This window comes from Runella sp. R5_40 (genome assembly GCF_057652295.1).
The window spans coordinates 230,970-251,029 of sequence record NZ_JBYFCH010000004.1 but is presented as its reverse complement, the minus strand read 5'-3'; the positions used below and the strand labels follow the sequence as shown (position 1 = coordinate 251,029).

Here is a 20,060-nt window from a genome sequence, read left to right as displayed (position 1 = left end):
TGTTGGCCGAAGTGGGAAGTCTTTTTATTTGACCTAATTCACGATTGCCTTCACCGTTTTTTTGAAGATTAAATTTTAATTTTTTTCTAACAAAATTCAAACCTTCTCAGTTGTATGAAAAATACGATGTTGTTGTAGTATTTTATATAAATTACAATATCGTACTTTTTTAAAAAACATGAATCCGAAAAAGCTCATCGCCGAACTCAAAGGTGCGGGAAAAGAATACAAAACGGGTGATCAAACAATTGTAGCCCTTCAAGCGACTGATTTTCAGCTGCATGAAGGAGAGCTTACCTTGATTATTGGCCCTTCTGGTTCGGGTAAAACCACCTTGCTTTCTCTGTTGGGGTGTGTCATTTATCCAAGCTACGGCGATTTGTGGGTGGATGGGCAGCATATTAATTCCTTGAACGCCACCAAATTAGCCCGTCTTCGATTGGAAACCATTGGTTTTGTCTTCCAAAGCTTCAATCTTTTAGCACCACTTACGGCCGAAGAAAACGTTGAGTTACCGCTAAAATTACTCGGTTTGGACAGCAGTGAACGAAAAAGACGAGTTCAAAAAGCCCTTGAAACGGTGGGAATGATAGAACGCCGTAAAAATTTACCCAAAGCGTTATCTGGTGGCCAACAACAACGCATTGCCATTGCTCGGGCTTTGGTAACAAACCCCAAAATGATTTTGTGTGATGAACCTACGGCATCGCTCGACAAAGATTCGTTGGGGGTAGTGATGAAAGAATTACAGTCGCTGGCTCGTCAAGGGAAGTCGGTTGCTGTTGTCACCCACGACCCCCGCTTGCAACAGTACGCTGACCGTGCCGTAGAGGTAAAAAATGGGCTAGTGATTCCTATTGAATTAACGAACGTTAAGGGCTGATAAACAGTTAATCGTTATTTGTTAACCGTTAAGTAGTTGGCAAAAATTAAAAAAACACCTGTTGTTATTACAAATGTTGCGCCTCTACCGAGGCTACTTTGAATTACTCTAAAACTTTTGTTTTATTACTTAATTAGTATGATTAACAGTTACTTACTGCTATTTTGAATCTGCTTTAATTTTAACCATTTACACACGTGAAAATAAAGAAAATCAAAAAAAAATGGTTGTTGCTTTTTTGCCTCCCACTTTGGTGGGGATGTGGTAAAAAATCGGACTCGGAAGAAAAAGTAGCCAAGGTCGATTCGGTGGCACTTCCTTCGACCAAAGACCAGATTTTGGGCGTAGCGAGAATTGAGCCAGAAGATGGACTTATGAGCCTAACGGCAGGTACAACAGGCCGCGTTCTGGAAGTGCTTATCGACGAAAACGATTCGGTCACAAAAGGACAACCTCTGTTGCGCGTGGAAGTAGCCGTGGAAAACGCCCAACTTCGCCAGTCACAAAGCAAGATTGCAACGCTCCAAGCCACCTTGGCTGCCAACCAAGCTACGCTTGAGGGACTGCGGGTCAGTTTGGCCAATGCCCAAGAAAACTACACCCGAAACGTGGATTTGTTCAAAGGCAACGCCCAAACCAAACAAGCCGTGGACGATAGCAAAGCGACGGTAGATAAGTTACTGAAAGATACTGAGACGGCCGAGGCCAACGTTCGGCAAGCCCAAAGTCGCATTGGGGAATCGAAGGCTGATTTAAACTATTACCAAACTGTTTTGGAAAAGAAAAAAGTGTTGGCGCTGCTTTCTGGAAAAATCCTGAAAGTGTTGGTCAAAGTGGGTGAATACGTCAATAACGACTCCCAAATCGCCGATTTTGCGCCGTCAGGGCCGTTGTATGCCAAAACCGAAGTGGATGAACTCTACGCCGAACGGGTTCAAGTAGGGCAAAAAGCCTACATTTTATCCCAAACCACGGGTGACACCTTGGCGCAGGGCAAAGTGAGCTATGCCGCGGCGTATCTGAAACAAAAATCGCTGTTTAAAGATCAAGCGACCGAACAAGAAGACCGCCGCGTTCGGGACGTGTCCATTCGATTGGAGGCGGGAAAAATGCCGTTGATTGGCAGCCGAGTTGACTGTCTCATTCTTCTCCAATAAACCTGACCTACCATGCTTAAAGAGGCGTTTAAGTTTATGTGGTACGACAAAGCCAAAATGTTTGGGATTTTGTTTGGTATCATTCTCTCGGTTTTTTTGATTGGACAACAACTGGGCATTTGTTTTGCCTTGTTGGGCGGCACCATTTCTTTGGCCGAAAACAACAAGCAATACATTTGGGTTGTGAGCGATAAAAGTCAGCAAGTCAGTGATTTGCCGCTGTTGGATATGCGTGTCTCGCGGGAGCTAATGAGTGTGGCGGGCGTGAAGCGGGTCAATACGATGGTGGTGGCCGCAGGTAGCGCCAAGTTCAAAGATGGTACCAAAACGCCCATTACGCTCATTGGAACACAATCGCCGCGCCACGCGGGTGGGCCGTGGAATTTTGTCAAAGGAAATTTGGAAGATTTGCAGCAAGAAGGTGCCCTCATTACGGACGAATACGACCCCATTTCTTCCAAAAAAATCAAAATTGGCGACCATTTTGAGTTCAACGGTTCTCGCGTTTTTTTGAGTGGAAACACCCGAAGTGCTAAAGGGTTAGGCGTGGCCTATGGCTTTACAACGGTTGAACGTGCCCGCAAGCTCTGCCGAATATCCACCAACCAAGCATCGGCGTTTTTGGTGGAAGCCGAGCCAGGTTTTACGCACCAACAAGTCGTAAACAACATCAATAAAGAGATTTTGGGGGTGAAAGCCCGCGACGGCGAAGCGTTTACCCAAGAAAGTCTCAAATACTTTGCGCTCAATAGTGGCATTGTCGCTTCCTTCGGTTTGTTGGTCGTTTTTGCCATCATCACAGGCTTTGCCATTGTGGGTCTAACGATGTTTTCGGCCGTCAACGACCGATTGAAAGATTACGGCACGCTCAAAGCCATTGGAGGAACCAACGGAATCATCCGCCAACTGATTTTATGGCAAGCCGTTATTTATTCGACAGTCGGTTTTGTCATAGCCTACGTCTTGCTGCGGGGCTTTGTCAATGTCACCAAAACCAGCCTTAACATCAAAATTACGCCGTATCTCATCCTTTTTCTCATTGGTGTAACCCTGTTCATCGCCGTGTTGGGGAGTTTGTTTGCCATGCGTAAAATCACCAAAATGGAACCCGCCCAAGTATTTAGAACCTAATTGTTATGAAGAAAATCGCGTTTTTTTTACTCGGAATTGGGCTGTTGCCTATGGCTGTAAATGCTCAAAAACTGTCGCTTGATGACGCCTTAAAAATGGCCATTGACAATCGCCTCGAACTGAAAAACCAACAACTTCAGTTGCGAATTGCGGAAGGAGAAGAGGCTAAACTTCGGGCAAAATGGCTTCCGCAGGTCAACGCCTCGGCGGATATGCGTTGGAACACCCAACTTCAAACCTCGGTTTTCAAAAATGCCCCTTTTGCCAACGGCCAAGACGTCAAATTGGTGTTAGGTGTTCCGTTTAACAATAATGTAGGACTTTCGGCCGAGCAAAAAGTCTATGATGCGGCTAGAAAATACGACCGATTGATAAACTCTGAAACAGTGGAAGGTCAAAAAATTACGCTTGAAAAACAAAAAATAGACATAAAACAAGCCGTTACGGAGGCTTATTACGCCGTTTTGTTCAATCAAGAAAGAATTACGCTGGCCGAAAAAGCGGTTGTTCGGGCGCAAGCGTATTGGGAGTCGGGGAAAACGAAGTGGGAAAAAGGGACGATTCTAAAAAACGATTTTGACCGCCTGCAATTGGATGTTAACAACGCTCAAACGGCGCTGACGAAGGCAAAACAAGATTTAAAAGTGAATCAGGCGTACCTGTTGTACCAAATTGGTTTAAAACAAACCGCGCTAGAGCTAACCGAAACCTTGGAAAAAGTATTGGCCACTTCGGAAAATACAACCCCAGAAACGGCGCTTGATACTCGCCCTGAGTTAAAGCAAGAGCAATCGGCGTTGCGGGTGAATGAATTACTTCAGCAAAAGCAAAAATCACGGCTGGCACCGTTGGTAAGTGCTTACGGAAACTACACCGCACTCCAGCTCAATGACAAATTTAATCCGTTTTCGTCGGGAACGTGGTTTCCGTTCAATTACGTAGGTTTGAAGCTAAACATTCCCCTGTATGACGGTAAACAAACGGCCCTTTTGCGCAACGAATATGCGTTGAAAACGCAAGTAAATCGCAATACGTTGGAGAGGCTGAAAGGAGATTTTGAGTACGAAATTACCAACACCGCGACAGTTCTGGCCCAAGAAAAGGCTAATGTGCTGGACACGAAGAAAAACGTAGCGTTAGCGCAACAAATTTTAGAAACCGACCGCTTTCGCTACGAAAAAGGAACGTTGTTGTTGGCCGATTTGAAAAATACCGAATACAGCCTTCAGAACGCCGAAACCAATTATTTGAACAGTGTGTATCAATTTTTGATTGCCCATGTGCGCTATAAAAAAGCTGCGGGGACGCTCTAACGTCCCCGTTTCGGGTGCCTATTTCATAATCATTTCGTAGGCCGTTTCGAGCAGTTCTTCTTTGTCGAGCAAGCTCAATGAGAGGGGTAATTGGGCCAAACCGAGCAAACGCCGCATGATTTCGACGCCCGTAAATTGATCAACCAACTGTGGATTTTTTACCGCACCGTAGGCTTGATACACTTTACGAATGGTGTCTTCGTCTTGTTTGGTCAACATCAGATGGGCCGTGAGTACACCCAAATCAAATTCAGGACAGCCATAAAAACAAAACTCAGGGTCAATCACTTTCAGACCAGAATCGGTTTTTAGCCAACTGCCTGGGTAAAAATCGCCGTGCAGCAAGCTGTGCCCGTCCGACAAATACACCTGACCCAGTTCTTCCACTTTCTTTTTCAAATACGGGTCAACTTTATAGGCCATCGAAATCATCTGAAATCCGTCATGGAGCGAATCGAGGTCAAACCCGTTGTTTTCCACGAAGGGAAACTTAAAAATATGTTCATGGTTAAGTACCCGCATGGCACGGTTGGCAAACGTCCCGTCGAGGGTTTCTTTCCAGGTTAGTTGGTGCAACATGGCCAAAAAAAGCGCCAATGCTTCGGCTTCAACCATCGACAGCTTTTGCTGAGGTTGGTACAAAAACGTATAATCGTTCGACGTCCCTAAGTCTTCCAACGCAAGAATAGAGGCACTTTCATCCACCCCAATCAAAGCAGGCATGAAGGTTTGGATGGAAGCAAATTCTTGGATTTTCTCGTAAAAATGAGCCTCAATCACCGCACGCTCGCAAGGAGCCGAAATTTGGGGGTATTTCTCAACGTAAGGCCTCGCCTGTTTGACAATGAGCGTACGGTCGTGCGTCCGAACCCGAAGCGTATAATTCATGTTACCTTCGCCAGGGATTTCAAGGCTAAAAATAGGTTCGTTCTCTTTGAGCCATCCTTTTGCCTGTAGGTATTCTTGCAATGCTTGTGCTTTCGTGATGTCGAGGTGCATAAAGTTGTGATTTGAATTTTCGAAGGTACGACTAAAACAATTGTGCCAGCGTTTTAGGTTTAGATAGAAAAAATAGTTTGCACCAATCCGCTTCTGTTTGCTTATTTGCGGGCTGGTTCGGTGCAGCGACAGCACTGCAACGGAAACGCTGGATTTTTTTTTCTAAATTATAATTTGGAAAGAGCGACGAAGCGATAAAGATTTTTAAAAGTATAAATAACGTAAATGACCGCATCTCAATTCATTGCGCCCATCGTGGGCACTAGCGAACGCCAAACCCAAAATACCATTCAACTCCTCGACGAAGGAGCTACGGTGCCTTTCATTGCTCGTTATCGGAAAGAAATGACAGGGCAACTTGATGAGGTTCAAATCCTTGCCATTAAAGAACAATACCAAAAGTTTCAGGAAGTAGAAAAACGCCGTGAGGCTATCCTGAAAAGTATTGAAGAACAGGGTAAATTGACTCCTGAACTCCGTAAATTGCTCGAAAATACGTATCACCTACAATCGTTGGAAGATATTTATTTGCCTTACAAACCCAAGCGCAAAACGCGGGCGACGATGGCCATTGAGAAAGGCTTGGAGCCGCTTGCACAGGTGATTTTTTCGGGTAAAGAAGGTAATCCTGAGCGATTGGCCGAGAAATACCTCAACGACCAAGTAGCATCGGTTAATGATGCGCTTCAAGGGGCGCGTGACATTATGGCGGAGTGGATTTCGGAAACGACCGAAGCCCGTAACAAAATGCGTTTTGCCTTTGAGCGTACCGCCATCATTACCTCTAAAGTCAAAAAAGGAAAACAGGAAGAAGGAGCCAAGTACCGCGATTATTTTGATTTTAGCGAACCGCTCAACAAAATTCCTTCGCACCGTTTGTTGGCCATTCGACGGGGCGAGGAAGAAGGTTTCTTAAACATTGACATTTCTCCCGACGAAGAACAAGCCATCGAATACCTCGACCGCTTGTTTGTCAAAGGCTTACCAGCGTGCAAAGACCAACAAGAACAAACCGTATCGGATGCGTACAAGCGTTTGTTGAAACCAAGTATCGAAACGGAATTTTCTAATTTGTCAAAAGAAAAAGCCGACAAATATGCCATCCAAATTTTTACCGAAAACCTGCGCCAGTTGCTCTTGGCGTCGCCTTTGGGACAAAAACGGGTATTGGCCATTGACCCAGGTTTCCGCACGGGCTGTAAAGTAGTTTGCTTAGATTCTCAGGGGAATTTGCTGGCCGATACGGTTATTTATCCGTTTGATAAACGTTTGGAAGCCGAAGCAACGATTCTAAATTTGGTCAAAAAACACCAGATTCAGGCGGTTGCCATCGGAAACGGAACCGCTGGGCGCGAAACGGAAGATTTTATAAAAAGTGGCCCACTTGGCCCGAATAGTGGCATCAGCGGTGTGGCTATTTACATGGTTTCGGAGCAAGGTGCGTCGATTTATTCGGCCTCGGAAGTGGCCCGCGATGAGTTTCCCGACAAGGACGTGACGGTTCGCGGTGCGGTGTCGATTGGGCGTCGTTTGATGGACCCGTTGGCAGAATTGGTAAAAATTGACCCTAAATCCATTGGGGTAGGGCAATACCAACACGATGTCGAACAAAATATGCTGAAAGGCGCGTTGGATGCCGTGGTTGAAAGTTGCGTAAACTCCGTGGGGGTCAACCTCAATACTGCCAGCAAACACCTTCTTCAGTATGTGTCGGGATTAGGACCCGCTTTGGCCAAAAACATTGTGGCTTACCGTGCCCAAAATGGGGATTTTAAGTCGCGCCAACAGTTGCTGAAAGTTCCCCGCTTGGGAGGTAAGGCATTTGAGCAAGCCGCAGGTTTTCTACGGATTGAAAATGCAGACAACCCGCTCGATAACAGCGCTGTTCACCCCGAAAGCTATCCTGTGGTAGAGAAAATGGCGAAAGATTTGGGAACGAATGTGGCGGAATTGATGCGAAAACCTGAGCTGCGTCGCCAAATTAACCCTCAAAAATACGTAAGTGCCTCTACTGGCTTGTTGACATTGCAAGACATTGTGAAAGAACTCGAAAAACCCTCGCGTGACCCTCGGGAAACCATTGTGGCTTTTGAGTTTGACAGCCGCGTTCGCAAGCCTGAAGATTTGCACGAAGGAATGGTGTTGCCAGGCATCGTGACCAACATCACCGCATTTGGTGCATTTGTTGACATAGGGGTAAAACAAGACGGCTTGGTGCACGTTTCACAAATGGCCAATCGCTTCATCAAAGACCCGAACGAAGTAGTAAAACTTCAACAGCACGTGACGGTAAAAGTGACAGAAGTTGATTTGTCACGCAAGCGAATTGCGTTGACGATGAAGTTGTAAGATTGAAAATTGCTCACACAAAGACAGCAAGGCGCGAAGTATTGATTTAATACCTCTGCGCCTTGCTGTCTTTGTGTGATGTGTAATAGTAAGCAAACTTTTGTAGTCAGTTGCGTACCTACGGCACGCCGAAATGACCAAATAAACATCATCGCTACAGATAGGTAGTGCCTACAGGCACATTTCTTGAAATGTTTGCGTTATTTTAAGGAAAAATGTCTTAATTTTGAAGACAAATGTCTCAATATACAGATATGGCAACAACAATCAATTCAACCATTGAAGGAAGACTGGATAGAGAAATATCGTCTTTTTTGAAGCAATCTCGTTTGGAAGATTACCACATCGAGTTAAATAAGGCCGTGACGTACGAAGACTTTTTGTCGAATAAAATGCTTATAATCGTTGCGATTAGAACGGGGATTCCTTATTCACTTTTTGGGTTAATTCAAGCTTATACTCCGTTTACGGAAAATGACTGGGCTAATTTTCTTGACATTTCTACAAAATCATTACAACGGTATAAAACAACGGCTGAACACCATTTCAAACCTATTCATTCTGAAAAAATCATTGAGATGGCAGAGGTGACCAAAGTAGGATTAGATGTGTTTGGAAGTATGGAGAAACTGCGACTTTGGCTAACTACGCCCAACTATGCACTAGGTAGTTTAAAACCTATTGAACTACTGAAAGATTCGTATGGGAAAGAGCTGGTTATTAGCGAACTAACTCGTATTAACTACGGAATACTTGTATAAAATGGAAGTGTTTCGTCTTTCAAGGGAAAAGTTTGCGACTCCACTTTCTGGTAAAGGTGCTGCTCTCAAGGGAGCACGATGGAATTCAATTGGGGTTGAATTGATTTATACGGCGCAAAATAGATCATTGGCTATGGCGGAAGTGGCGGTGCATTTTACTTTAGCGACGCTGCCTGATGATTATGTGATGTTAACTATCAAGATTCCTGATGAGTTTTTGATGAAAGAAATAGCTGAAGAAGAGCTGCCTTCTGACTGGCAAGAATTTCCTCATCCTATTTCTACACAAAAATTTGGAGATAACTTTGTGGTGGAAAATAACTATTGCCTTTTGCGTGTTCCATCAGTAGTGACACAAGGTGATTACAATATTTTGATTAATCCCAACCACAAAGATTTTTATAAAATAGAGATTACAAAGGTTGAAAAATTTCCTTTTGATAAAAGAATATTTAAGTGACCTATTGGGAACATAGCAGCCCCTTTTCTCTATTTATGCCTAAAAGGTTAACGTTGTTTAGAGACTGAGGGCGTTGGTAATGCCCCTTGAGGCAGATTGCGAAACGCCTGTTGCAAATGGCGCTCATCGTGAGCAATCATAAACTGAAAAACATCGCCTAATTTGAGTCGAATCAGCCGAGTGATGGAAATCGGAATCCGAATGTTGTTGAGGTTGACCGACTTGGCTTGTTTTACGTACGACAACAACTCTTCTTGTTGTTGAATAAACCGCGCGACAGTAGCGTAGGCGTCCAAATTGGGCGCAGGAATGTGCCCTTTGGATGCTTTATATTTTTTCTTCCCCGTTTCAGGTTCCATCATTTTGATAAAATAAGCCCCCAACCACGAACTTTGAAAATGCGTGGAAGGTGACGATTTTTGGGCTTTTTCTAGTCCTGATTTTATTTGTGGTAAATAATAATCACCGTAGGTATTGAGGTGTTCGAGGCACTGCGCAATGCTCCAGCCACCGTTGGAAGCAGGTTGTAGAAGTACTTTTTCGGGTAAATTTTGCAGTGAATGAATTGCCTCTTCCAAGTGTCGTTCAATGCGGTTTTCGAGTTGCTCAATAAGTTCGTAATGCTGAATCGTAGCCATCGTTGTTGTTGGTTGTATGTCCGCAAAAGTCGGGGGATACCGCCAAATAAATCTTGGCAAATACCAAGATTTTCTAGATTTTCATTCGATTGATAAATTTGCTAAAATTGGTCGCATCTATTCCCAAATAATTGGCCAAATACTTGTGAGGAACAAGCTGTAAAATGTGCGGACTTCGCCGTAAAAGTTGCTTAAAACGGTCTTCGGCGCTGAACGTTTGAAGCTCGACGAGCCGCTCAAGCACTCCTGAGAGGGCACTTGTTACGCCTAAACGAATCAAGGTAGCCACATCAGGTCGGGTGTCAATCAATGGTTGTAAATCGGTGATGGAAGCCCGCAAAAAAACGGAAGGAGTGAGGGTTTCGTAATAATATTTAGAAGGCGAGGCGAGCATCAGGGCGTCCAAAACACCACCAAACGAAGGCGCATAGGTAAAAACCAAGGTTGATTCGCGGCTTTGGTCGTCAAAGTAATAGACCCGCTGTACGCCTTCTAACACAAAATATAAATAACGTTCCCGCTCATTTGCCACGGTCAAGATTTCTTTTCGTTTGGCAGAAAAAGGCCGCCAAATGCCACTGAAAGCTTCCCAGCTATCATTTGTCAACGGGGATGTCGAATCAATAACGGTTTTGAGGGTGGCAAGGCCAGGGGATAAATCAGGCATACGATTGTTTAATTTTTCCAACACAAGATATGACCTTTTCTTAAAAAATAGTACCTTGCTGACCTACAAAGACCTATGATGAACAGTTTGACTTCTACTACTTCGCTGACGCGTGATGCGTACGTGCAAGATTGGCGTACTACTTATCACCGTTCATTAACAAGCTACGAACGAAAAAAATCCTCGTTTGTGTCAGGCTTGTTGCCCGATTTGCCTACGAAATTTGATGCGTTTCAACTGCTCGATATTTTGCAGAAACGCCTAGGCACCGAGCTGCTTGGCCGCGCGCTGCAACCCACGGAAACTATCGTTTCGCCACGGGCCAATGAGCCAGATAGCCAATGGCTAAAAACGTCCAACATGGTGGGCGTAAACGTTCGAACGATTGGGAGCTTTTGGAACGTGGTGGGATATGCGCTTACTCTGCCGTCTTTCCACGATTCTATTCATTTGCTTCCCATTTGGGAACCTGGGGTGGTAGGAAGCCTGTACGGAAAAGTAAGCTGGAATATCAACGCGGAGTTTTTTAGCTGGCAGCTTCAACGTGCCGTGCCGTGGTTGGATACGGTCGAGAAACAACTCAAAGTGGTGGTGAATTTGCTACACGCCATGGGCAAAACGGTAGGTTTGGATGTGATACCACACACCGACCGTTTTTCGGAAATTGTATTGACGCATCCTCGCCTGTTTGAGTGGGTGCAGCGAGATGGCGGTCGGCTTGTCAACCATTCAGAAAACGTGTGGGAGCAAGTAGAAGAGGTTATTTGGCAGCATCTACACCATCACGGAACCGCCGATGGCTCGTGGTTGAACTTTGGGAAAGAAGTACTTTTTGACCCAACCATTCCTTTCTTACACGATAAAAAAAGACAAGAAATACTGTTTGGTTTTGACCAACAACAACGCCTACACCGCCGCCTTGCCTTGATGCAAGACTTGGTCGGTCGTGGGTTTGAAACTTTGCCCATGACGATGGCGCCGCCCTACCGTGGGCTACACATCAACCCCGAGGAGTTTGTGCTCGACGAACGCGGTACGCCTTGGTACCAGTATGAGTTTGACCATCCACAGGACATGTCGCGGGTATTTGGGCCGTTGACGCGCTACCGTTTTTATCATTCTAAAAACGACAATCAGCAATGGGAACTTGATTTTCAGAATCCACACATGGCGGCGTGGGCGTATTTTACGCGCAAATACCACGAATGTCAGCAGGAGTATAATTTTGATTTTATGCGGGGGGACATGGCCCACGTTCAAATGCGGGCGGAGGGCGTTCCTGCCCAGCCCGATCATTTTTATGACCCGTTGCGGGCGGTAAAAGAATATGTGCAAAAACACGGCGCCCAACATTTTGCTTTTTATGCCGAGACGTTTATCGCACCGCCTGATACAATGGGCTATGGCGACGAATTTGACCACTTGGAGGCGATTCGTGCCGATGCAACTTTGGGCGATTTACAGTCGTCGGTAGTAGGGGAGGCTACGTTTATGGAGCGTTTTAGCCTGTATGATCAATTGCTTCGTTCGCGGGCTTTTGCGCCTAGTTTTACCATGATTACGGCCGACAAAGACGATCCTCGTTTTGATGAATTTTACCGTGCGGGCAACATCGTTCGGTACTTTACAGGGCTGTTTTTGACAGATATGCCGAGTTATTATAGTTTGGGCTTTGAAGTAAGAAACTTGCACCAACAACGCGGTAAAAACGAAGAATATACCAAGCTCTACGTTTTTCAAATCCACGATGATGCCGAGACCGACAAAGTAACCCATGGGCCGTTTGAGTGGGGAGAAAATATGGAGCAGTTTACCAAAATGTTGGAGTTACGTCTTTTTGCGGAAACAATCTGGCCGCAGATTGATGCAAAAACTGTAAAATGGCTACTCACCCCCGACGCGACGGCTACAAACAAGTTAATTGCGTGGACATTGGCGGAAGATGATTCTTACGTTTTTGTCGCAAATTTGGATGCGGTACAAAAGGTAGCCTTGGATGAGTTGCCGCTTGAAGGATATGAATTGGCCTTTGCCACCGAGCCTCCAACGGAAGCCTCAACCATCACTGCGAGCAGTGGCCAAGTGTATCGGAAAATAAACTAAGGTACGAAATTAGGCCAGTTAAATATGTGTCCGTGTGCTATTATTTTATGTGGATTTAAGTAGTTGGGCAAAAGGTTTAGTTTATTAGTAGTTTATATTGCTTCGTACGGGGCCGCCCGAGCGGAAGCATAACCTTTGTAGTAGTAGAGAGGGGCAACCATAAAACCCTTTTGCTTCGTAGAAGCATAACAAAGCAACAAGTTGTGCTTCTACGAAGCAAAAATTAAAAAATTACCTGTTGTTACTACAAATGTTGCGCCTCTACCGAGGCTACTTTGAATTACTCTAGAACTTTTGCTTTATTACTTAAAGAAACCAGATAACGGCTAACGAATAACAGCTAACGGACTCAGAATATCCGCTATCCGTTCGGCGGCGTTACCGTCCCAAAGGGGAGGAATGATTCCTTGTTTGATTCGCCCTTCCAAAATTTCAACTACTTTTTCGTGAACCGTTTGGGGATTTAAGTCGGCAAGCAACTGATTGGTGCCAAGCTCCACCGTGACGGGGCGTTCGGTACTGTCCCGAAACGTCAGGCATGGCACTTGTAAATACGTTGTTTCTTCCTGAATTCCGCCCGAATCGGTAACGACCAATGCCGAGTTCTCCATCAAATGAAGAAATTCCAAATACCCTTGCGGCTCGGTAAGCAGCATGCCTTCGATGCGGGCAAGTTGGTCACTCAACCCAAATTTTTCGATGTTAGAACGGGTTCTTGGGTGAATCGGGAAAATGACTTTTTTGTATTTAACGGTATCGGCTACAATTTGCAAAATACTCGAAAGTCCTTCGGCCGTATCGACGTTGGCGGGGCGGTGCATGGTCATTAGCACGTATTCGCCCTTCGCAACCCCAAAATCAGCCAAAATCCTAAGTTGTTGGGCTTTTTGGCGGTAATGTACCAACGAATCAATCATGCAATTTCCCACCATAAATACTTTTTCGTCGGGAACTCCCTCGCGTTTCAGGTTGTCGATGCCTGCTTGTTCGGTCACAAAAAGCAAGTCTGAAATGCTATCCGTCAAAATCCGATTGATTTCTTCGGGCATTCGGCGGTCGCCACTACGCAAACCCGCTTCAACGTGCGCAATCGGTACGTGCATTTTACTGGCAACGAGCGCACAAGCAATGGTAGAAGTAACGTCCCCAACCACGAGCACCAAATCGGGCTTCTCTGCTTCCATTACTTTTTCAAACTCCAACATAATTTTGGCGGTTTGTTGGGCGTGTGTTCCGCCGCCAATGCCCAAAAAATAATGAGGTTGAGGAAGTTCGAGCTGATTAAAAAATACATCCGACATTTTGGCGTCGTAATGCTGACCAGTATGGACAATTTTAGACTCAATTTCGCTTCGTTTTTGAAAGGCTCGGTGCAATGGTGCCACTTTCATAAAATTGGGGCGTGCCCCCACGATATTCACTATTTTCATTCTACAGTAAGATTCGGTCTGACTTTGGGGTAAAAGTACGTATTTCTACTGAGCCTTAAACGTCCACGTTCGGTCAGCAATGGTTTTGATTTTATCTTTGGTAAAATAAACGGGGAAAAAACCGTCTTTGGCCCAAAGCTCAAACAAATCGCGGTAATGCGGGTCGTCGGGGTTGCCCGATTGGCCTGGGTTGTTTATTCCCAAGGTTTTATCCCAGTCTTCGGTATCCACCAATATCCGAAAAGAAGCGCCATGTTCCTGGTTTAATTGGCCTCCTGTATTGCCCACCGTTTCGCCATAGCCGCCGCGTGGGAGTGGGCCAAGGTTGATTTTTGCCCGTTGTTCTTCACTAACCAACTCACTCAGGGCGTGTTTGAGGGCAATGTGTTTGTTTTTGGGTTGGCCATACTGCCACTGATTTTGGTCGTTACCAAGTCTTTTTTGAAGCGTTTCAATTGCTTTTTGGAACGATTTACTTAAAAATTCATCCCTGCCTGCTACTGGGTTTTGACCAAATGCTGATGTTGGCGTCACCAACCAATCCACGATTCGTTTCATGGGCAAGGTTTTGTAATACGTTCGAATGTTTTCGGGCACCATCAACGTATGCATGGCTAGTTTTAGCTGTGTTTCCCATTCGGCATAAATAGCGGCGGCGATGGAGGTGGAGGTAAGATGATAATCCCATTGCGTCAGCCGTTGTTTGGCTTGTTCGGCTTCTTTCGAACCATAGGTTGGATTTTTGAGGAGAAGTGGCACGAGCGTACGGGCCGAAACAGAAAGATAATCGGTTTGTAAGGTGGCAAAATCCTGAAGGTTCATCCGTTTGCCTGCATTGAGCACTTCTTCAATGCGGTGCGCACGGACGGGGTTTGCCCACGTCCAACCAACGGCATTTCGGTACGGAAAATCAACGGGCGTTAAGTTGTTGTTGGCCGTAACGACGTACCCCTCCGAAGGGTTGATTTTATGCGGAAGTTGCACAATCGGCAAATAACCCGCCCATTCGTAGCGGCCATCTCCAGCAACGGGCACTAAGCCTGTCCAATTTTTGCGAATGGGAGAAATCCCAACGGCTTGCCAACCAATGTTGCCTTTTTGGTCGGCATAAATCATGTTTTCCCCAGGAATCCGACTGAAAGTACAGGCCGTACGAAACTCTTCCCACGTTTTGGCTTGGTTCATGCGCAAACTCGCCAAATAAGGCGCACAACCTTCTTCGCGCCAACCTGCCCTTACGGCATATAATTTGTGGTTTTTGGTATCTTCAAACGTCACGGGGCCGTGGCGAGTGTATTTCAACGCAACTACCACGGGAGCTTGATTGGCTACTTTAATGGTATCCTGAATTACCTTCAACGCTTCCCACTTCCCTTGGTATTTGTATTGATTGGGGTTTTGTGGATTGGTTTCATAGACGTACAAATCCTCGTTGTCGGTTTCAAAAATGGTGAGCCCCCAAGCGGCGTGGTCGTTGTGGCCAATGGAAACGCCTGGAAGCGAAGGTTCACCCGCGCCAATCGCGTTCCAACCTGGGGCGTTGAGGTGAATCCAGTACCGAAGTCCTGGCACCGATTGCGCGCGGTGCGGGTCGTTGGCGAGCATGGGGTAGCCACTTTGAGCGTGTTTTCCGTCAATTATCCAGTTGTTAGAACCTACTTGGAGCTTTTCTTCTTCGTACCAAGCGTCAAAATCGAAGGCTTGTCCCGTACGTTTGTCTTCTTTCGTAAATTTTAAGGGCGACCGAAATGCCTCATATATATCCAAAATAGGTTGAAACAATTCTTCCCCTTTGATGACTTTATCAAGACTCAAATCGGGTTCTTGCGCGTTTCGGACGGGATGAAACCACTGCAATTCTCGGAGCTTTTCGGCGCCTGCCAAATGCACAATTCGGGCGTTGTTCAATTCGTCTTTGACGTTGCTCAGCAACCCTTGGTGCCGACTGATGACAACTTCGGGCGTCCAAAAATCAGGAAGCGTATTCAATACTTTAAATTCAAAGGAAAGTTTTTCGGGATGCTGTCGCATTTCGCCCACATAGGCATTAATTCCTTCCACAAATGCCTTGATAATCTGCGCACTACGGGGATGATAGTGGTTTAGCTCGGTTGTTAGATTACCGCGAAACTTAAACAAACGAGTGCCAATGTCTCGTTTTAGCTCTTTTTCGCCCAGCAGTTCGGCCACCGTACCCGTAGCTTGTCGTCGCCAAATTTCAAGCTGAAATAGACGGTCGGAGGCAGCTACGTAGCCTTGCGCCATAAATAAATCGTGCTCATTTTGGGCATAAATGTGCGAAATCCCCCAGCGGTCACGAATGACTTCGACGGGTTGTTTAAACCCTTTGACGGACAGTTCTTGGGCAGAAAGGGAGCAAACTAGCCCCAAAGTAAGGCAAAACGAGAGCAGTTTGAAGCGTTTCACGAGGGTAGATTAGGTTGGGAGAGGTTACGTTTGAAAATGAAATTTAACAATAAAATAACATACTTCAAGTAGTCTTTTTTTACTATTCAGCTGTATGTAGTTTGAGGATTGCTGGCAAAAATTTAAGCAACGACCACCAAACAAAGCATTTTCTTGGATAATTTCAATTAAGCCTTGTTTGAGTGAAAATGTACCTAAATATAGTTTTTTGTTTTAATAAAAAATAGAAAACGTCGGATAAAAAGGGGAGGGTTATAGTTTAATTTACCTATACTATGGCTCATGTTTTTTTGAAAAAAATAGGGACTTTTGACAATAGAGTTAATGTTTTGATAACAACATTGGCTTTTGTGTGTAGAATGCCTAAACTATTTTTGCACCACTTTTGCTCACGAATGTAAAAGAAATAGTATATTAGCAACCTCATCATTTTAAATAAATCATTCACAAACTAACTTAATTAACTAACTGATCAAACACTGTTTCTGCCCTTCTTTGCCACCGTTTTACGCGTGGAAATTGTATTTTTTTGTTTTTTTATTTCCCAACTCTCAATAAAAAGCAAATGAGAAAAACATTACTTTCCCACATTTTGCTGAAAGACAGGAGCCCATTGTTATTTGTAGCGGGTTCTATGCTTTCGCTTTCTGTACTAACCAGTTCAACTATCACGGGGGCGTATGCTGCCACCCCACCCTCACACAAAGTAGGGACTCAGAAAGCAGCACAAGACATTACTGGAACAATTACCGATGAAAATGGTGAGGCGCTTCCAGGAGTGAACGTTGTTGAAAAAGGAACAACCAATGGTACGCTTACGGATGCCGCTGGTAAGTTCAAACTTTCGGTGAAAAGCGACAAATCCGTCCTTTCCATCTCTTTCATTGGATATGCTTCTCAAGAAATTGTGGTAGGTACCCAAACTTCACTTTCCATTAAAATGACAACCGATACCAAAATCTTGAACGAGGTAGTGGTAACGGCTTTGGGGGTGAAACGCGAAGAAAAATCACTAGGGTATGCCGTACAAAAAGTATCAGGCCCTTCGCTCCAAACGGTAAAGGGAGTAAGCGTTGGTACGTCATTGACGGGCCGCGTATCGGGTTTGTGGGTACGCAACAGTACGGAGTTTAACCAAATGCCAGCCATCAGCTTGCGGGGTGAATCGCCGCTTATTGTGATTGATGGGGTACCTTATAATAACATCTCTCTCAACAACATCGCGCAAGATGACATCGAGAGCGTTGACGTGTTGAAAGGACCAACGGCTTCGGCTTTGTACGGTTCTCGCGGAGGTAGCGGTGCCATCATTGTCACGACCAAGAAAGGGGCGTCAGGCAAAGGGCTTACCGTTACGGTCAACTCCAACAACATGTTCAATGCAGGTTTCTTGATGCTTCCCAAAGTACAAAGTTCATACAGCGCAGGGATTGGTGGGGTGTATGACCCAACTGACTACGTGTGGGGACAAAAATTGGACGCGGGTAAAATGGCAAACCAATGGAATCCATTTACCAAACAAATGGAAATGCGTGAGCTAGTATCAAGCGGAAAAGACAACTTCAATGATTTCTTGGTTCCAGGGTTGATTACCAACAATAGCGTAAGTGTGGCACAAACGGGCGAAAATGGTAGTTTCCGTGCCTCGTTGACCCACGTTTACAACAAAGGCCAATATCCAAACTTGACCTCAAACAACTACAACTTTACCCTAAGTGGTGAGATGAAAGTGGGCGATCGTTTTAAGTTGTCGAGCCAAATGGGCTACAACAAGCGTAACGCCCCCCAAATCATGGGAGCAGGGTATAGCGACCAAGGCTACATGTACAATATCTTGATTTGGATGGGACCTGAGTACCGTTTGGCTGATTATAAGGATAACTATTGGTTGATTCCTGACGTTCAGCAAAACTGGCATTACAAGGCTTGGTACGACAACCCATATTTGATGGCGCACGAAAAAGTATGGGGTATCTATGAAAACCGTTTGAATGCGAATCTTACCGCTACGTATAAACTGTTTGAAGGAGCTAACTTGGTGATTCGTCCTGGTTTTGATTTGTATAGCAACGACGAAACAAAACGCAACCCGCCAAACATTCTCTCAAACCGTGGATGGGATACCCCAGGTTTGTATTCGATTAACAAAAGTACAGGTTATAGTTTCAATGGAGACGCCTTGTTGACCTACAATAAAAACTTTGGCGAGTTCAACATTGATGGATTGTTAGGGGCGGCTATTTATAAAATGGATAACAACAACTTGTATAGCTCAACACGGAGTGGTATTTTGATTCCAGGGTATTATTCGTTGAATAACTCGGTTGAACGTCCTAACGTATCTGTGGGAGCAGATCCACTTGGATTTACTGACGTTAGCAAAGGAACCCGTGCCAAACAAGTAAACAGTGCTTACGCGAAGTTAACCCTTTCGTACAAAAACATGCTTTTTGTTGATGCAACGGGTCGTAACGACTGGAGCTCAACTATGCCTAAAAACTCACGTTCATATTTCTATCCATCGGTGGGTGGTAGCTTCGTGATCAGTGAAGTATTGGGTACAATGCCTTCTTGGCTTGATTTCTGGAAATTGCGCGGTTCTTGGACGCTTTCTAAGTCTGATTTGGGTATTTATGCTACCAACCAAACGTACGGAACGACGATTGGCGCGTGGAATACATTTAACTCAGCAGCTTACCCAACGACCATCCGTAACGCCGAAAACATCCTTCCAGAAACTAACCGTACGTGGGAAGTGGGAACGGCGGCGTATTTCTTGAAAAAACGCTTAAAATTGGACGTAGCGTACTTCAACAAATACACCTACAACCGTCAAACATTTGCTAACGTTTCGACGGCGTCAGGATTTAACAGTACACTTATCAACTGGGACGAGACGATTGTAAGAAGAGGTTTGGAAGTGAGCCTTGATGCAACCATCCTTAAAAACAAAGATTGGCAATGGGATGCCACCGCCAACTACTCGTACAACCACCGTTATTTCAAAGAAATTGCGCCAAATTCAGCTAAAAATGCTTGGACTGTCGCAGGTGGACGTATGGATGTTTACACAGACCGTGTGTGGATGACCGACCCAGCTTCTGGAAGCATGATTCACCGTACCAATGGTTTGCCATTGTTGAGCGATTATAGCTACTTACGTGGTTACACAGATCCTAAATTCTTGTGGGGCTTTGCCAATACCATCAAGTACAAGCAATTCAATTTGATGGTCAACTTTGACGGCCGCGTAGGTGGAGTATTGAACAACTATACTTCGTACAAAATGTGGGATACGGGTGCGCACCCAGATTCAGACAACCAATGGAGATACGACGAAGTGGTGAACAAAAACAAATCGTTCGTAGGACAAGGAGTGATTGTGAAGTCGGGCGCCGTAACGTTTGATAGCTTTGGTAACATTACCAACGACACGCGCGTATTTGCTCCAAACGAAGCCAAAGTGTCGTACCAAGATTACGCTCGCTCGTACGGCGACGGTACTCGCGGTATCACCGATGCGACGTTCTTCAAACTTAGAGAGGTGTCTTTAGGCTACAACCTTCCTTCAAACATCGCCAAGTTGCTCGGAGCACGTTCTGGTTCTATTTCTTTGACAGGCCAAAACGTATGGATGTGGACAAAAGCTTTCCGTTTTGCTGACCCAGACAAAGCAGACGATACGCAGTTGACATCGCCTTCAGTTCGTTACATGGGAGGTAACATCACGTTGACGTTCTAA

General features: G+C 45.2%; 14 protein-coding genes. 9 read left to right on the top strand and 5 right to left on the bottom strand.

The features are described 5' to 3' along the window. Positions 1–178: 178 nt before the first annotated feature. The 4 genes from AC23N5_RS10330 (at position 179) to AC23N5_RS10315 (ending at position 4,484) form a co-directional block, all read left to right on the top strand. Positions 179–883, top strand: a complete 705-nt coding sequence (locus tag AC23N5_RS10330) for an ABC transporter ATP-binding protein (RefSeq protein ID WP_487755505.1) — start codon at positions 179–181, stop codon at positions 881–883. A gap of 197 nt (positions 884–1,080) precedes the next feature. Next, the gene (locus AC23N5_RS10325; protein ID WP_487755504.1) at positions 1,081–2,040 is read left to right on the top strand and encodes an HlyD family secretion protein; all 960 of its coding nucleotides are present in this window, start codon (positions 1,081–1,083) and stop codon (positions 2,038–2,040) included. 12 nt (positions 2,041–2,052) lie between these two features. Then, the gene (locus AC23N5_RS10320; protein ID WP_487755503.1) at positions 2,053–3,171 is read left to right on the top strand and encodes an ABC transporter permease; all 1,119 of its coding nucleotides are present in this window, start codon (positions 2,053–2,055) and stop codon (positions 3,169–3,171) included. Positions 3,172–3,176: 5 nt separating this feature from the next. Continuing rightward, entirely contained in the window at positions 3,177–4,484 is a 1,308-nt protein-coding gene (locus AC23N5_RS10315; protein ID WP_487755502.1) for a TolC family protein, read from the top strand. Positions 4,485–4,502: 18 nt separating this feature from the next. Here the strand turns inward: AC23N5_RS10315 and AC23N5_RS10310 are convergent, their stop codons facing one another. Next, positions 4,503–5,483: a phosphotransferase gene (locus AC23N5_RS10310; protein WP_487755501.1), complete on the bottom strand. Its 981-nt coding sequence runs from the start codon at positions 5,481–5,483 to the stop codon at positions 4,503–4,505. 225 nt (positions 5,484–5,708) lie between these two features. Here AC23N5_RS10310 and AC23N5_RS10305 point away from each other — a divergent pair, with 225 nt between their 5' ends. The 3 genes from AC23N5_RS10305 (at position 5,709) to AC23N5_RS10295 (ending at position 9,053) form a co-directional block, all read left to right on the top strand. After that, on the top strand, positions 5,709–7,832 hold the full coding sequence (locus tag AC23N5_RS10305) for a Tex family protein (protein ID WP_183972448.1): 2,124 nt from the start codon (positions 5,709–5,711) through the stop codon (positions 7,830–7,832). Positions 7,833–8,086: 254 nt separating this feature from the next. Then, positions 8,087–8,593 (top strand): type II RES/Xre toxin-antitoxin system antitoxin, encoded by a 507-nt coding sequence (gene parS / locus AC23N5_RS10300; protein WP_183972450.1) that lies wholly within the window; start codon positions 8,087–8,089, stop codon positions 8,591–8,593. A gap of 1 nt (position 8,594) precedes the next feature. Next, the gene (locus tag AC23N5_RS10295) at positions 8,595–9,053 is read left to right on the top strand and encodes an RES family NAD+ phosphorylase (protein WP_183972452.1); all 459 of its coding nucleotides are present in this window, start codon (positions 8,595–8,597) and stop codon (positions 9,051–9,053) included. A 47-nt stretch (positions 9,054–9,100) separates the two neighbouring features. On the opposite strand, the gene AC23N5_RS10290 is transcribed toward AC23N5_RS10295, so the two are convergent. Both AC23N5_RS10290 and AC23N5_RS10285 read right to left on the bottom strand, forming a co-directional pair. Continuing rightward, complete coding sequence (locus tag AC23N5_RS10290; RefSeq protein WP_487755500.1) at positions 9,101–9,691, bottom strand: DinB family protein; 591 nt, start codon at positions 9,689–9,691, stop codon at positions 9,101–9,103. A 73-nt stretch (positions 9,692–9,764) separates the two neighbouring features. Next, positions 9,765–10,358, bottom strand: a complete 594-nt coding sequence (locus AC23N5_RS10285; protein ID WP_487755499.1) for a Crp/Fnr family transcriptional regulator — start codon at positions 10,356–10,358, stop codon at positions 9,765–9,767. Between the two features lie 75 nt (positions 10,359–10,433). Between AC23N5_RS10285 and AC23N5_RS10280 the strand changes: the two genes are divergently transcribed. Then, on the top strand, positions 10,434–12,461 hold the full coding sequence (locus AC23N5_RS10280) for a hypothetical protein (RefSeq protein ID WP_487755498.1): 2,028 nt from the start codon (positions 10,434–10,436) through the stop codon (positions 12,459–12,461). A 326-nt stretch (positions 12,462–12,787) separates the two neighbouring features. Here AC23N5_RS10280 and wecB read toward each other — a convergent pair whose 3' ends face one another. Beyond that, on the bottom strand, positions 12,788–13,891 hold the full coding sequence (gene wecB, locus AC23N5_RS10275; protein ID WP_487755497.1) for a non-hydrolyzing UDP-N-acetylglucosamine 2-epimerase: 1,104 nt from the start codon (positions 13,889–13,891) through the stop codon (positions 12,788–12,790). Positions 13,892–13,936: 45 nt separating this feature from the next. After that, the gene (locus AC23N5_RS10270) at positions 13,937–16,318 is read right to left on the bottom strand and encodes a penicillin acylase family protein (protein WP_487755496.1); all 2,382 of its coding nucleotides are present in this window, start codon (positions 16,316–16,318) and stop codon (positions 13,937–13,939) included. Between the two features lie 565 nt (positions 16,319–16,883). On the opposite strand from AC23N5_RS10270, the gene AC23N5_RS10265 reads away from it, so the two are divergent. Further along, positions 16,884–20,060, top strand: coding sequence for a SusC/RagA family TonB-linked outer membrane protein (locus AC23N5_RS10265; RefSeq protein WP_487755495.1), 3,177 nt, complete (start codon positions 16,884–16,886; stop codon positions 20,058–20,060).

Coding starts and splice junctions, on each gene's coding strand:
- AC23N5_RS10330 (WP_487755505.1), top strand. CDS start 179: ATGAATCCGAAAAAGCTCATCGCCGAACTCAAAGGTGCGGGAAAAGAA.
- AC23N5_RS10320 (WP_487755503.1), top strand. CDS start 2,053: ATGCTTAAAGAGGCGTTTAAGTTTATGTGGTACGACAAAGCCAAAATG.
- AC23N5_RS10315 (WP_487755502.1), top strand. CDS start 3,177: ATGAAGAAAATCGCGTTTTTTTTACTCGGAATTGGGCTGTTGCCTATG.
- AC23N5_RS10310 (WP_487755501.1), bottom strand. CDS start 5,483: ATGCACCTCGACATCACGAAAGCACAAGCATTGCAAGAATACCTACAG.
- AC23N5_RS10305 (WP_183972448.1), top strand. CDS start 5,709: ATGACCGCATCTCAATTCATTGCGCCCATCGTGGGCACTAGCGAACGC.
- parS (WP_183972450.1), top strand. CDS start 8,087: ATGGCAACAACAATCAATTCAACCATTGAAGGAAGACTGGATAGAGAA.
- AC23N5_RS10295 (WP_183972452.1), top strand. CDS start 8,595: ATGGAAGTGTTTCGTCTTTCAAGGGAAAAGTTTGCGACTCCACTTTCT.
- AC23N5_RS10290 (WP_487755500.1), bottom strand. CDS start 9,691: ATGGCTACGATTCAGCATTACGAACTTATTGAGCAACTCGAAAACCGC.
- AC23N5_RS10285 (WP_487755499.1), bottom strand. CDS start 10,358: ATGCCTGATTTATCCCCTGGCCTTGCCACCCTCAAAACCGTTATTGAT.
- AC23N5_RS10280 (WP_487755498.1), top strand. CDS start 10,434: ATGATGAACAGTTTGACTTCTACTACTTCGCTGACGCGTGATGCGTAC.
- wecB (WP_487755497.1), bottom strand. CDS start 13,891: ATGAAAATAGTGAATATCGTGGGGGCACGCCCCAATTTTATGAAAGTG.
- AC23N5_RS10265 (WP_487755495.1), top strand. CDS start 16,884: ATGAGAAAAACATTACTTTCCCACATTTTGCTGAAAGACAGGAGCCCA.